Annotated in this window: 8 protein-coding genes and 1 pseudogene; 5 read left to right on the top strand and 4 right to left on the bottom strand. The window is 39.1% G+C overall.

Annotated features, from left to right (window positions below; translation table 11 throughout):
• Window positions 1–56 precede the first annotated feature (56 nt).
• The 3 genes from A9Y75_RS22565 (at window position 57) to A9Y75_RS22555 (ending at window position 7,453) form a co-directional block, all read left to right on the top strand.
• Entirely contained in the window at window positions 57–4,178 is a 4,122-nt protein-coding gene (locus A9Y75_RS22565; protein WP_071191769.1) for a non-ribosomal peptide synthetase, read from the top strand.
• A 253-nt stretch (window positions 4,179–4,431) separates the two neighbouring features.
• Complete coding sequence (locus A9Y75_RS22560; RefSeq protein WP_071191768.1) at window positions 4,432–5,904, top strand: TldD/PmbA family protein; 1,473 nt, start codon at window positions 4,432–4,434, stop codon at window positions 5,902–5,904.
• 208 nt (window positions 5,905–6,112) lie between these two features.
• A complete protein-coding gene (locus A9Y75_RS22555; RefSeq protein ID WP_071191767.1) occupies window positions 6,113–7,453 on the top strand; it encodes a TldD/PmbA family protein in 1,341 nt (446 codons plus the stop codon).
• Between the two features lie 159 nt (window positions 7,454–7,612).
• Here A9Y75_RS22555 and A9Y75_RS22550 read toward each other — a convergent pair whose 3' ends face one another.
• The 4 genes and pseudogenes from A9Y75_RS22550 to A9Y75_RS22535 form a co-directional block, all read right to left on the bottom strand.
• Window positions 7,613–8,605, bottom strand: a complete 993-nt coding sequence (locus A9Y75_RS22550; RefSeq protein ID WP_071191766.1) for a pentapeptide repeat-containing protein — start codon at window positions 8,603–8,605, stop codon at window positions 7,613–7,615.
• Between the two features lie 56 nt (window positions 8,606–8,661).
• A complete protein-coding gene (locus A9Y75_RS22545) occupies window positions 8,662–9,573 on the bottom strand; it encodes a hypothetical protein (RefSeq protein WP_071191765.1) in 912 nt (303 codons plus the stop codon).
• 327 nt (window positions 9,574–9,900) lie between these two features.
• Window positions 9,901–10,194 (bottom strand): annotated as a pseudogene (locus A9Y75_RS27915) (poly(A) polymerase); the annotation flags it as partial.
• A gap of 188 nt (window positions 10,195–10,382) precedes the next feature.
• Window positions 10,383–13,076, bottom strand: coding sequence for a CBS domain-containing protein (locus A9Y75_RS22535; RefSeq protein ID WP_071191763.1), 2,694 nt, complete (start codon window positions 13,074–13,076; stop codon window positions 10,383–10,385).
• A gap of 290 nt (window positions 13,077–13,366) precedes the next feature.
• On the opposite strand from A9Y75_RS22535, the gene psbZ reads away from it, so the two are divergent.
• Window positions 13,367–13,555: a photosystem II reaction center protein PsbZ gene (gene psbZ / locus A9Y75_RS22530; protein ID WP_071191762.1), complete on the top strand. Its 189-nt coding sequence runs from the start codon at window positions 13,367–13,369 to the stop codon at window positions 13,553–13,555.
• Window positions 13,556–13,753: 198 nt separating this feature from the next.
• On the top strand, window positions 13,754–14,311 hold the full coding sequence (gene ribH / locus A9Y75_RS22525; protein WP_071191761.1) for a 6,7-dimethyl-8-ribityllumazine synthase: 558 nt from the start codon (window positions 13,754–13,756) through the stop codon (window positions 14,309–14,311).
• The last annotated feature ends 377 nt before the right edge of the window (window positions 14,312–14,688 follow it).

Below are 14,688 nucleotides of genomic sequence, written 5' to 3'. Positions count from 1 at the left end.
GAGCGAATACTAATCAAATCAACTTTTGGTTGCCAGTATTTATCAATTAACCTAAAATGAAATTAACAAATCTAGAAGATTCATACCAACTTTCACCTCTACAGGAAGGAATGTTGTTTAATAGCCTAATTGCTCAACAGTCTGGAGTTGATATTGAGCAGGTTATTTGTTTAGTGCCAGAAAAAATTGATGTGAAAATATTTCAAAAAGCATGGATTAAAGTTTTAGAAAGACACGCAATTTTAAGAAGTAGCTTTGATTGGTCAAACGAAAATGAACCACTACAACTAGTACATAAACAAGTAATTCTTTCTCTGGAAGAACAAGATTGGAGTAGCTTATCTGACACCGAACAAAAGCATAAATTGCGGACTTATCTTCAGAGCGATCGCACACTAGGTTTTCAGCTAAATACAGCACCATTAATGCGTTTAGCATTATTTCAGTTAAGTGAATCTGTGTACCAATTTGTTTGGACTTTTCATCATGCTTTGCTAGATGGTCGGTCTTTACTCATCATTCTCAAAGAAGTTTTTACCTTTTATCAAGCTTTTTACCAAGGAAAGGATGTAGAAATCATGCAACCGCATTCTTATAAAAATCATATTCAATGGTTACAGCAACAAGACTGGTCAAAAAATGCAAGTTTTTGGCAGCAATTACTTCAAGGTTTTACTGCACCAACTCCTTTATTATTAGACCAAAATCCTCATAAAAAAAGCGGTTTTGGAGAGCAAAAAATTAGATTATCAGCAAAAAATACTCGGATATTAGAAGATTTAGCACAACAACATCAACTCACTCTCAATACCTTAATACAGGCAGCTTGGGCTATATTATTGAGTCGCTATAGTGGTGAAAATGACGTTGTTTTTGGTGCAACTAGAGCTTGTCGTTATTCATCTGTACCTGGTTCAGAATCAATGGTAGGACAATTAACTAATACCCTACCAATACGAGTAAAAATATCAGGAGAAATACCTGTACTTCCTTGGTTAAAAGAATTGCGATCGCAGTGGGTAACTTTGAGAGAATATGAACATACACCCCTGGTAAAAATTCAGAGTTGGAGTAATGTTCCTGGTGAAAGTTCATTATTTAATAGTCTTGTCGTCTTTGAAAATTACGAATTAAATCAGGCTTTATATTCTCATGATCAAAAATGGAAAAACTGGGAAGTGCAGCTAGAAGAACAAACAAATTGTCCTCTGACATTAGTTGGTTATGCAGGAACAGAACTTTTACTAAAAATAAAATATGACAAACGCAGTTTTAACGACGATAAAATTCTGCGAATGCTGGGACATCTGCAAACCTTATTATCCAGCATAGCCACAAATCCCCACCAAACTCTAGGAGAATTACCCCTATTAACAGCAGATGAACAACATCAAATGTTAATAGAGTGGAATCATACAGCCGCAGATTTTAACCAGCAAATCTGTATTCATCAACTATTTGAATCACAGGTAGAAAAAACACCAGAAGCTGTTGCTGTTGTCTTTGGAAATGAGCAATTAACCTACCAAGAACTTAATTTTCAAGCAAATCAATTAGCTTATCAACTCAAAGAACTAGGAGTGAAACCAGGAGTACTGGTTGCAGTTTACCTAGAACGTTCCTTAGAGATGATTCCCGCAGTTTTGGGAATTTTAAAAGCTGGAGGTGCTTATGTACCCTTAGAACCCAATTTTCCCCAAGCACGTATTCAATTACTCCTGTCTTCACTGCAAATTAATTGTTTAGTTACCCAAACTAAGTTATTACCTAAGATTCAGGAATTAGAAACACAGCTTCCCGCACTACAACACTTAATTTGTTTAGATAAATGTGCAGCGAAACAATGGGGAAATCAGCAAATATGGAATCGTTCCTATCTAGATCAATTACCCACAGAAACTTTAACCACATCTGTTAATTCTGATGATATTGCCTACATAATTTTTACATCTGGCTCTACAGGAACACCAAAAGGTGTAGTTGTCCGTCATCAACCTGTTATCAATCTGATTTCCTGGGTTAACAAAACATTTAATGTTAATTCCTCTGACAGAATTTTGTTTATCACATCTTTGTGTTTTGATCTATCAGTTTATGACATTTTTGGACTTCTAGCCGCAGGTGGTTCTATTCGGGTTGTGTCTAATCAAGATGTTAGAGATCCAGAAGCTTTATTAAACATTCTTTGCCATGAGCCGATTACTTTTTGGGATTCAGCACCCCCAGCATTACAACAGTTAGCTTCCTTATTCACCACAGTTAAATCTAGTAATTTTCATCCCTTGTTGCGGTTGGTATTTATGAGTGGTGATTGGATACCAGTCACATTACCAGACTTACTAAAAACTACATTTCCAGAAGTGGAAGTAATTAGTTTAGGAGGAGCAACCGAAGCCACAGTTTGGTCTAATTATTATCCAATTGGTAAAGTAGAAGCACATTGGAAGAGTATTCCCTATGGTAAACCTATCCAAAATGCACAATATTATATTCTGGATTCTTACCTTAATCCTTGTCCCATTGGTGTAGCGGGGGATTTGTATATTGGTGGAGTTTGTTTAGCTTCTGGTTATTTAAATCAACCAGAACTGACAGCACAAAAATTTCTTCCTAATCCCTTTAGTAAAAATCCCGAATCACGACTTTATAAAACTGGAGATTTAGCCCGCTATTTCCCAGATGGTAATATTGAATTCTTGGGAAGAATTGACCATCAAGTAAAAATTCGTGGTTTCCGCATTGAATTGGGAGAAATTGAAAGTATACTCGCACAACACCCTGGAGTAGAAGAAACAGTAGTTATCGCCAGGGAAGATGAACCAGGATATAAGCGACTGGTGGCTTATATGGTGCTAAATCAACAATATGCACCCAAAAATATCAACGAATTACGGCAGTTTCTACAAAAGAAATTACCAGAGTACATGATTCCTTCTACCTTGATACCTATTAACTACATTCCACTAACAGCTAATGGTAAGGTAAACCGTTCGGCTTTACCCATACCTGACCAAACACGACCCAATTTAGAAAAAGCCTTTATTGCTCCTAGCAACGCGATAGAATTCCAATTAACTGAGATTTGGAAACAAGTATTAGGTATTAACTCAATTGGAGTTAAAGATAATTTCTTTGAGTTGGGGGGACATTCCGTATTGGCTGTGAAATTGTTCACCCAAATCGAACAGAAACTTGGTAAAAAACTGCCGCTCGCTACCTTATTTCATTCACCAACAATAGAAGAGTTAGCGAACATTCTCAGTCAAGAAAACGATCCCGTTTCTTGGTCTTCTCTAGTACCTATTCAGTCGGTTAGGAGTAGTAAACCTCCTTTATTCCTGGTTCATGCTCTTGGTGGAAATATCATTGGCTACCAAACCCTAGTTCGTTACTTAGATTCAGAACAACCGATTTATGGACTACAAGCACAAGGACTAGATGGTAAACAGCCTCCTCACACCAGAGTTGAAGACATGGCTGCTCATTACATTCAAGAAATTCGCACTGTCCAACCTCATGGACCCTATCTATTAGCTGGTTTCTCTAGTGGTGGTATAGTTGCTTTTGAGATGGGTCAGCAGTTGGTAGCCCAAGGTGAGCAGGTGGCTCTATTAGCAATGTTCGATACCTATAACCCCAGGCTGTATATCGAAAATCCCTCCCTCAGCCATACCATGTATGCTTACGGGCGTACCTTGTTACAACTATCGCTACGAGCTAAATGGTACTATTTTCTAGCTAAGATGGACTGGTTGCGGGTACTCTTAACTGGGAATCCTCATAGCAAGTATGACCTGTGGAATAATTACACTTTTTCTGAAGATAGCAACCCTGACAATATGGAGTTCATAGAAACTCTAAAACGGGCAACAATGGCAGATTATGTTCCGGAGGCTTATCCTGGTCGAGTAACTCTATTTACTACTAAGGAAATGTTGAGATGGTGTCGCTATGAAACAGATAGAGGCTGGAAAAATCTGGCTCAGAAAGGTTTAGATATCTATGATGTACCAGGTACACATTTAGGTATGTTAGATGAACCCAATGTGCAGGTTTTAGCAGAAAAATTGCAGGTTTGCTTAGAGCAAGCACAAGAAAATTACTGGGAAGAAAACGCGATTATCCTATCAAATCGGATGATTAAAACCCATAGCGCTGGCGAAGTGGTAAATCGGTAAAATCATTGATAAATAACCCAAAATGAGCAAACAGGAAATCGCCCCTCCCAGACAAAGCCAAGGTGCAAACAAAAGATGACAAAGCTCTTTTAGTGTGAAAAGTTACATTATTTCCTCACTTCATTTCTGGTGTTGAAAGATAAGATGTGGGGAAACCACTACAGCCTAACTGCCAACAGCCGCTTGCATGGATTTGTTAGACTGATAACACACCAGGATTTTTCAGTCACAACGCCAGCAGACGAGGCAATTCATGCTTACAAATACCCTACTTCTCTCAAACCAACTCCCCTCCCTCCAATATTCATCCACCTCAGAACGGTTTGATGAAACCTGGGAAGCCCCACTGGCAACCCTTTTGGGACTAGGACGCGCCGCTGGTGCTAACTTTATCGAATTCTATTTAGAACGTCGTAACTACATCAGTTGTTTAGCAGAAGACGACACCATCACCAGTATTTCACCCAGTTTAGCGACAGGTGCAGGAGTTAGAGTATTTCGTGGCAAAGCTGACTGCTACGTCAGCACCAATAACCTGACATTTTCCGGGTTAAAAGCAGCTTTAGAAAAAGGTCTTTCTATCTTAGGATTACAACTACCTGCACCTAGTGCTTTCATTCCCGAAATTAACCTCGAATTACTGAGAGACTACGCCACCAAACGCGGCAAAGATGGCTGGCTACCTCTATGTAGTTCTATCCGTGAAATGGGAGAAGTTCTCCTTGATGGTACTGCCCAACTCCACAAAAAAGCTACCCACGTTCAATCACGCCGTGCTTCCTATTTCCGCGACTGGCAAGAAGTTTTAGTTGCTGCTAGTGATGGTACCTTTGCCCGTGATATCCGCCTCACCCAGTCTGTAGGATTTAATATTCTCTGTGCTGACGGTGCTAACCGTGCCTCAATTGCTGAACGTGCAGGTAACACCAGTGATGCTAACTTCCTGAGAACCTGGGATTATCAACAAGCATCTGAACAAATCGCCGAATCAGCAGGTAAAATGCTTTATGCAGATTACGTAGAATCAGGAACTTACCCCATCATTATGGCCAATCACTTTGGCGGCGTAATTTTCCACGAAGCCTGCGGACACCTGTTAGAAACAACCCAAATTGAACGCAACACCACACCATTTGCTGATAAAAAAGGTGAAAAAATTGCCCATGAAAGTTTAACAGCTTGGGATGAAGGACGCGCTGATAATGCCTTCGGGACAATTGATATGGATGACGAAGGAATGCCAGCACAAAGAACATTATTAATTGAAAAAGGTGTTCTCAAAAACTTCCTAGCTGACAGAACCGGTTCCATTCGTACCGGACATCCAAGAACAGGCAGTGGCCGCCGTCAAAATTACACTTTTGCTGCCGCTAGTCGGATGCGAAATACTTATATTGATACTGGCGAATACACCAACGAAGATTTATTTGCCTCTGTTGATAAAGGTATTTACTGTAAAAAAATGGGTGGCGGTAGTGTAGGCGCTACAGGTCAATTTAACTTTAGTGTTGATGAAGCTTATTTAATAGAAAATGGCAAACTTACCAAACCATTAAAAGGCGCTACTCTGATTGGTGAAGCTAAGGAAATTATGAACAAAATTTCCATGTGTTCCCAAGATTTAGAACTTGCACCTGGTTTCTGTGGTTCTGTGAGTGGCAGCATTTACACCACAGTTGGACAACCTCATATTAAGGTTGATTCTATTACTGTTGGCGGAAGATAGATAATTTTAGATTTTGGATTGTGAATGATCAAAAATTTACGTAGGTTGGGTTAAGCGACAGCGCAACCCAACAAAAGAGTTCGTTTTGTTGAATTATTTGTGTTGGGTTTCCTTGCGTCAAACGCCACTCGTCTCAAGCCGGGAAACCCGTCCACAACGGTGGCTTCCCAACCTACCATGTTCATAGATTTTCATTGTGAATTGAAATATGACAAAAATACAAGAAATTGCAACTTACGCTCAAGAAAATGCCGCTAAACTTGGCATTAAAAAGTTTGATATTTACGGCTCAACTGTAGATGATACGAGCGTTCAGGTTGACCAAGGTGAACCGAAACAAGTTAAGGCTTCTAATCGTTCTGGGGTGACTGTTAGAGTCTGGAATGAAGAAAATACAATGGGTGTGACTAGCACTACAGATGTAGATCCTCTGGGATTAGAATTAGCTTTGAAAACTGCTTATGAAGCTAGTTTTTTTGGTGTTAAGGAAAATATCCCTGATTTTAGTCCAGAAGCGACTGTTCCTATTCCTAATACACGTCATGAGAAAGCACCCCAAGCCCCAGTTTCTGAACTGATAGAAAAATTATTAGTAGCAGAAAAAGAACTGATATCTACTCATCCTGCCATTACAAGTGTGCCTTATAATGGTTTGGCACAAAGGGATATTGACAGGTTTTATGTCAATAGTGATGGTGCTGTAAGAACAGAATCTCATTCTTTAGCTACGGTTTATCTTTACACCAAAACTGAGGAAGAAAATAAGAAACCACGCAGTGCAGGTGCTTATCGAGTTAAGGAAAGTTTGGCTGAGTTAGATATTGCTGGTTGTATTAAGGAAACGGCACAGAAAACTATCAGTCATTTGAATTATGAAAAAATCAAAACTGGTAAATATCGAGTTGTTTTTTCACCGGAAGCTTTCTTGAGTTTATTGGGTGCTTTTTCTAATTTATTCAACGCTCAAAGTATTCTGGACAATCAAAGTTTATCTAAAGCTGAAGATATCGGTAAACAACTTGCTTCACCGTTACTTTCAGTTTATGATGATGCTTTACATCCAGCTAATATTGGTGCAGAAACTTTTGATGGTGAAGGTACTCCTACCCGTCAAATCAAGTTGATAGAAAATGGTGTTTTAACCAGCTTTCTCCACAGTGCAGGAACTGCTAAAAGGTTTAATACTACACCTACAGGTAATGCTAGTATTGGCGCAAAAGTAAGCGTAAGTCCCAATTTTTATCACGTTTTTGCAGCAGGAAACCCTGAGTCAGAATTGAGTTTGGAAACTGCGGAAAATGTGATTTTAATTGATGATTTGCAAGCTCTCCATGCAGGTGTTAAATCTTTACAAGGTTCGTTTTCTTTACCTTTTGATGGTTGGCTTATTAACAAAGGTGAAAAAACTAGTATTGAGTCTGCAACCGTAGCTGGTGATTTCTTGGAACTTTTGAAGTCTATTGTTTATGTAGAGAAAGAGGTGGAGTTAACACCAGGTGGAGTTTCTCCTAGGGTTTGGGTGAATGAACTTTCGATTACTGGTGAGTAAGATATTTTCACCAAATAGTCAGTAAGTCAGCCGCATTTATTAGTGCTGAACTAATGTTTCGTAGGGTGGGTTAGCAGCAGCGTAACCCACCATTGTCCTAAGTTAACGGTATGTTGGGGAACACAAAACAATAAATTACCGAAAAACTGTCTGATGTTGTTAATAGTTAATTGTGCCATCAGGCATTACCGTTTCACGCAAATCTACACCTGTCAGATTTGTAGTACTCATTTCTGCTCTGATTAGATTTGCCTTACTTAAATTAGCACCAGTCAAGTCTGTTCTGGCAAGATAGGCATCAACCAAGTCTACTTCAGTTAGATTAGCCTGACGCAGGTTAGCCCGACTTAAATCTGCTCTACTTAGTCTGGCAAAACTCAGGTTTGCTTGACTTAATTTGGCTCCAGTCAGTTTAGTATCTGGCATAGTTGCACCATACAAGTTAACACCTGTAAGTTCAGCATCAATTAGATTTGAGCGCTCTAGCCTAGAATTTATCATGTTAGCACCTTTCAAATTAGCACCAGCCAGATTGGTGTCGCTCAGAGATGCATTATTCAAAATCGCTCCACTCAGGTTAGCACCACTCAAATCGGCATAACGCAGCATTGCTTCACTTAAGTTAGCACCACTCAAATCTACTTTAGCTAAGTCTGCACCAGTTAAATTAGCGCCTCGTAGATCAGCTTTATGCAGGTTAGCACCTCGGAGAATAGCAGAATAGATTCTCTTTTCTTCTCGCAGGTTAGCACCACGCAAACACGCGCCTGTTAAGTTAGCACCACTTAAATCAGCACCACGCAAGTCGGCATCCATTAAGTTAGCATCCAGCATATCCGCCAAAGTTAAATTGGCATTACGCAAATCAGCACCCTGCAAACTTGCACCATGCAAATCAGCATCATGCAAGTTGGCACTTATTAAACTAGCCTGATTGAGGTTTGCACCACTTAGCTGGGTAGAAATTAAATTTGCTTTATTCAGGATTGCCCGATTTAGATAGGTAAAAATTAGAATAGCATTCCGCAAATCCGCCTTATTTAAGGCTATACCAATCAAATCTGCACCAAACAGATTTACTCCATTTAAATTTGCCTCAATAAATTTTTTTTCTCCATCTGCATATCGCTTCAGAAGTTCATTAGCATCCATATTTTTACCCTGTCAATTACCAAAATATTTCCAAATTTTCCTAGTACTAATAATGCTCAAAAATTGCCATCATTGTTTTTTTTGAACATATCTTTATTAGGGGGTACTATAAATTGACAGGTATTATCGTCAGCGATATTATTCTCATAGATATAATCAACGTTAGTTAATGTGATTTCATGATGAGGATTACTTAGAGGTCTAGTTGCTTGAGATGAATAGCTGTTGATTGGTTGATATTGGTTGGTGCTGGATGAAATATCTTTATATAAACCGCGCATAGATTGGATAATTGCACTGGCAGCTTGAGTATTGTCATCCGGGTGGCCTAGATATCTAACGGTATTGTTTAGTTTAGATTCAAGCTCTTTGATAGTTGAACAAGAATCAAACAATTTCTGCAATAAACTATCAAGTTCTTCAGATCTAAGTTTGAACCAGTCTTCTTCCTTGAAACTAAATTTGTGGTACAGTGCAGAAAACAGAACTATCTTAGCCCTAAGCGGGTTAGTATACTTCATAATATTTTGCCTTAAATTAAACTGATCATATTGAGATTCTTTTTTACTGTTTGGAGATTGAGATATTACATTTGATGATATTTCTTCAGAGTTATAAAAGATGTATTCCTCTTGATTAGGTTGATTTACGAGTATTCCTGATGATTCCTCATTTCTCACATATAGCTTCTGCACTTCATTAAAAATGACACTGGCAACTAGGGCATATTCAGCTTGTTTGTTAAGGCTTTTTACAACTTTAGATAAAGATACTTTCAACTTATATAAAGTTGGGTTCAATGTACATAATTCTTGAATCAATTCTTGTAGTTTACAGCTATTTAGCTGATATTGATCATTTTCCCACCTATTTTTACAAGTACAGAAGACTAATTTTTTAATTCGCGTTGAGTTTTCATGCTGTTCTAAATATTTTGCTACTTCGTCAAGACTAGATAGAGTTTTCATCGGTAGTTCTCCGGCACAGGTATCCGATAGGAATAAATTATAACCGCACTAGCGCTCTAGTGGGTAGTAAAAGTTTTCAACCAGTTTAGAACAAGGGGAACACGGGTAAAAGAAACTGATGGCAAAAAAGTATATAGTAATAACCGTACTCTTAGCTTTGTATGGTTTCTCAACAAAACGCGCTCTTATATATAAGAGTATATTGTATAAAATTTTAAATCGCTATATCAAAGCTCATAAAATTTATCTCGTGTTCGGTTAAAGACTTATCATTAGGGAACAGCACGGTGATAATTTTTGACAATTCAGAGGGAACAGGGAAAACGTCAACCACGCCAACGCTAAAGCATCTCTGGGTGTAGATTGGTCATAAGTTAATGAACCTGTATCGACATGAATACCCAAAGCCATGACAGTTGCTTGGGCAGAATTTAAAGAAATATGACGTTTTTGTAATTCTTCCGCCATTAAGGTCGTCGTAGCGCCCACTCGGTCAAGATACAATTGTGTGGCAGGAATATCAGTATCTTGTCCGAGGTGATGGTCATAAACTACAACTTCTTGGATATTGGGTAAATCGAACCATTCAGCAGCTTTACCCAAGCGATCGCGCTGTTGAGTAGATTGAAATAATGACACTGTTTTTTTTCGTTGCTCGTCATCTGGTAAAAACATCCTTTTTTTTGACTGAGCTTTAAACTCAGAACTAAAGTTTCTTATCTGTTCCCTATTCCCTGTTCCCTTATTTTGTAATTCAGGGAAAATGATCATGTTTATTTTGCGTATAACCCACATACATCCAATCTAAATTACCGAGGATAATGCTCGGCTAAAAATTCTCTTGCTTCTCCTTTATCCTTAATAATACCATCCAAGGTAGCAGTCAATAAATCATCAAGCATTTGCTTATATTCTGGACTAGGTTTGTAACCTAATTCTTTTAAATCATTTCCAGTTAATAGCGGTTGTACATTTGCCCATGTTGTTAAATATTGCCAAATCTTTCTTCTGATTTTTCGGGAACTTTGTAAAGCAATTAAAATTAAAGTTGGTAAATCATGCTTTTTGAGTAAATCTACAGTTTGACTAGGATAATCGCAAGTAGGTAATAATGTGATTATCTCTGCTTGAATGTGGGATAAATTCTTTAATCTGGCAATACTATCATCAGCTAATTGCAGATTTTTGGCTACCTTTGCTCGATATTCTGGTTTTAAATAACTGATTAAAGCTTCTAGACGAATTTGCCAATTGCTCAAGGTTTGTTTTCTGTCAAATCTTCCTAAACAACGTTCTAATAAATTTAATTGTCGGCAGAGTTCTGAATCTAATTTTAGGGTAGGATGGATACACTGCAAAGCACCTAAATTATCCAGCAATTTTAAAGCTGATTGCCAATAATGAGCTAATAAGATATATTTTAATTCTGTTTTGAGGCGAGTTTGTAAAGCAGGTGTTTTGCTGTTTTCTTGGGAAGTGCGGTCATATACTCCGCTATTTATGGCATAACGAATATATGTTTCTGTTTGCTTTTCTATTTCAAATCCAAACCGCACAGCAAAACGGACACCGCGATAAATTCGAGTTGGATCTTCAATAAAGCTATTAGCGTGTAAAATCCGAATTTGCTTGGCTTGTAAATCTAAGAAACCACCAAAAAAATCCAGTAATTCCCCAGCACGAGGAGAAGTTAACCTTAAGGCCATAGCATTAATAGTAAAATCCCGTCGATATAAATCTTGACGAATTGAACTCGCTTCAACTTCAGGATTGGCTGCGGGATAAGGATAAAATTCAGTTCTAGAAGTGGCAATATCTACCCATAATGAATCTAATTCTGGGTCTTTGTGCCATAATAAGGCGGCAGTTTGAAATGCACCATGAATTTCTAAACGGGCATTTTTATAAATTTCCTGGAGTGCTTTTGCTAATTCTACACCTGCACCTACAGATGCTGTTTTATGAAAACCATCAACTACTAAATCAATATCATTAATCATTAAAGTGCCGGGTTCAGTTTCTGCTAATAGCAAATCCCGCACTGCACCACCTACTAAATAAAGATGCCAACCGCGTTTTTCTGCTTCTTGAGATGCGGTGGTGAGTAGTTGCCAAAGTTGGGGATTTAATTTATTTTGCAATTGTGGCAAATTAATATTAATTTCACCATCTTTTTGTATTTCTCCATCAAATATATCTGCTTGATGTAATTCCCTTAACACATCGGTGCGGGTGACAATACCAACTAGATTATTATTTTCTAATACTGGTAAACGTCCAATATCATAAGTCACCATTAAGGACTCAATTTGTGGCAAAGTGGTATCTGGGGTAATGGTCTTTAAATTGGTTGTCATGTATCCTTTAACTGGTGCATGACTAAATCCGTGATGTAAGGCTATATCTAAATCACGTCGTGAAATTATACCAACTAATTGCCCTTGGGGATTGACGACAGATAAACCAGAATGGCCGTAACGTAGTAAAATGCGTTGTGCTTCGGCTATTGTGGTTTCTGGTCGAATGGTGCGGACTGGGGAAGACATTAAATCCCTAGCTGTGGGAGGGTGGGGAATTTGGGCTTTTAACCCATTCAGGAGTTGCTGCAAGATAGGCTGTGAGTCTTGTGTGCGAAGATTCAAGGAAGCGGCTTGAGAATGTCCACCACCGTCAAATACTTGAAAGAGAAGATTCAGATTTGTACCGGAAATGTGCGATCGCCCAATCACAGTTAATCGCCAATCATCATCACCTAAAGCATATTCATTTGCCAACAGGATGGCATCAATTTCTGTTAATTCGACCAGTTCTGTAGCTAAACCAGATAACCCCGGCACAAAACCATCTGTTCTTAATGTCACCCAACCTATCGTATATCCCCTGAGACAGATATACTCTAAAGTTTCCAAAGCCTGACTTAATAATTGTTGCAATTGTGGCGATAAACCGGGATCACGGTAAGTGGAAATTACTGATAAACTCGCTCCCTGTTGCATCAACCACGCCAACGCTAAAGCATCTCTGGGTGTAGATTGGTCATAAGTTAATGAACCTGTATCGACATGAATACCCAAAGCCATGACAGTTGCTTGGGCAGAATTTAAAGAAATATGACGTTTTTGTAATTCTTCCGCCATTAAGGTCGTCGTAGCGCCCACTCGGTCAAGATACAATTGTGTGGCAGGAATATCAGTATCTTGTCCGAGGTGATGGTCATAAACTACAACTTCTTGGATATTGGGTAAATCGAACCATTCAGCAGCTTTACCCAAGCGATCGCGCTGTTGAGTATCCACAACCGTTAAAGAGCGAATCTTTTCTGGATTTACCGAACGTCTTTCAATTAGCGCATACTCATCTCGATGCAGCGCTAAAAAGTCACGCACAGGCGGATGCGCTCCCCCAGTTAGCACAATTTTACTCCCTGGTAGCAGACAAGTTAAGCCAACAGCCGCCCCCAAAGCGTCAAAATCAGCAGTTGTGTGACAAAGAATTAAATCCATAGGGAATAGGGAATAGGGAATAGGGAATAGGGAATAGGGAATAGGTGACAGTAAAGAGAGCAGAGGGAGGAGGGTACAGCGAGCAGGGAGAAGAAGCAAGAGAGATAATGACTAATGACTAATGACTAATGACTAATGACAATTGATCATCTGTTACAAACCGGACGTAAAATATTAATGGTTCAGAAGACCAAGTGAGTTCACAGGGGTCACTGAACAACCCAGTCTGTCCATCATACAGCGACAGTCTTGGGACAATTTACGATATCGCTGTGTTGGGAAAAGTAAAAATGACCTTAGTATTCCAATTTGCTTTAGTATCTCTAGTTCTAATGTCTTTTGTCTTGGTTATTGGCGTTCCTGTCGCTTATGCAACTCCTCAAAATTGGGTTGAATCGAAAAAGCTGCTGTGGGTTGGTTCTGGAGTTTGGACTGTTTTAGTGCTTTTAGTTGGGATATTAAACTTTTTTGTGGTGTAGGGTACGGCTACAAACAGTCTCAAGCACATAACATAAAATTTTAGAGGAGCAGAAAAGCTAAGGTAATAAGGTCAAAGAAGAAAAAGAGAGATTTTCTTTTTCCTGATGACTTTTTCCTGAACTTGCTTTCCTGCTCCTCTATATTGACGGCAGAAAAGTGTATTGGCTAAGAATTTATAGTTAATTTAAGAGGCAGTCATGGCAGTTTTTGAGGGAAATTTTACTCAAACAGAGCCTTTGCGGTTTGCAATGGTGATTGGTCGATTCAATGACTTAGTTACTCTCAAACTTGTAGAAGGATGTCAAGATTGTCTAAAACGTCATGGTATAAATCCCGATCCTCAAGGCAATCAAGTAGACTATGTTTGGGTTCCAGGCAGTTTTGAAGTTCCTACCGTCGCTCGGCAGTTGGCACTCTCCCATCGTTATGATGCCATAATTTGCCTGGGTGCGGTGATTAAAGGACAAACGCCCCATTTTGATTATGTATCATCTGAAGTAGCTAAGGGTATTGCTGCTGCCAGCTTTCAAACAGGTGTACCCGTGATTTTTGGCATTTTGACAACGGACACGATGCAACAAGCATTAGAGCGAGCCGGAATTAAAAGTAATCATGGCTGGGATTATGCCATGAATGCCATAGAAATGGCCAGCCTGATGCGTAATTTACGCTCTAGCCTAGCAGAACCTTATGCTCGGAATGCTCAAACCTTACCAGCTGCAATCCAAAACCCTGTGGAGTCAGAGGTGGTTTAGGGAGCAGGGGAAGGGAGAGACGCGGGGACGCGGAGAAGGGGAGAGGGGGAGACGCGGAGATTGGGTACTGGTTTTTCTCCAATGACTAATGACTAATGACTAATGACCAATGACCAATGACTAATGACCAATGACTAATGACCAATGACTAATGACCAATGACTAATGACCAATGACTAATGACCAATGACTAATGACCAATGACTAATGACCAATGACTAATGACCAATGACTAATGACCAATGACTAATGACCAATGACTAATGACCAATGACTAATGACCAATGACTAATGACCAATGACTAATGACCAATGACTAATGACCAATGACTAATGACCAATGACTAATGACCAATGACTAATGACCAATGACTAAT

The organism is Trichormus sp. NMC-1 (genome assembly GCF_001858025.1).
Classification (GTDB): Bacteria; Cyanobacteriota; Cyanobacteriia; order Cyanobacteriales; family Nostocaceae; genus Anabaena.
This window is presented reverse-complemented; position numbering and strand designations above follow the sequence as displayed.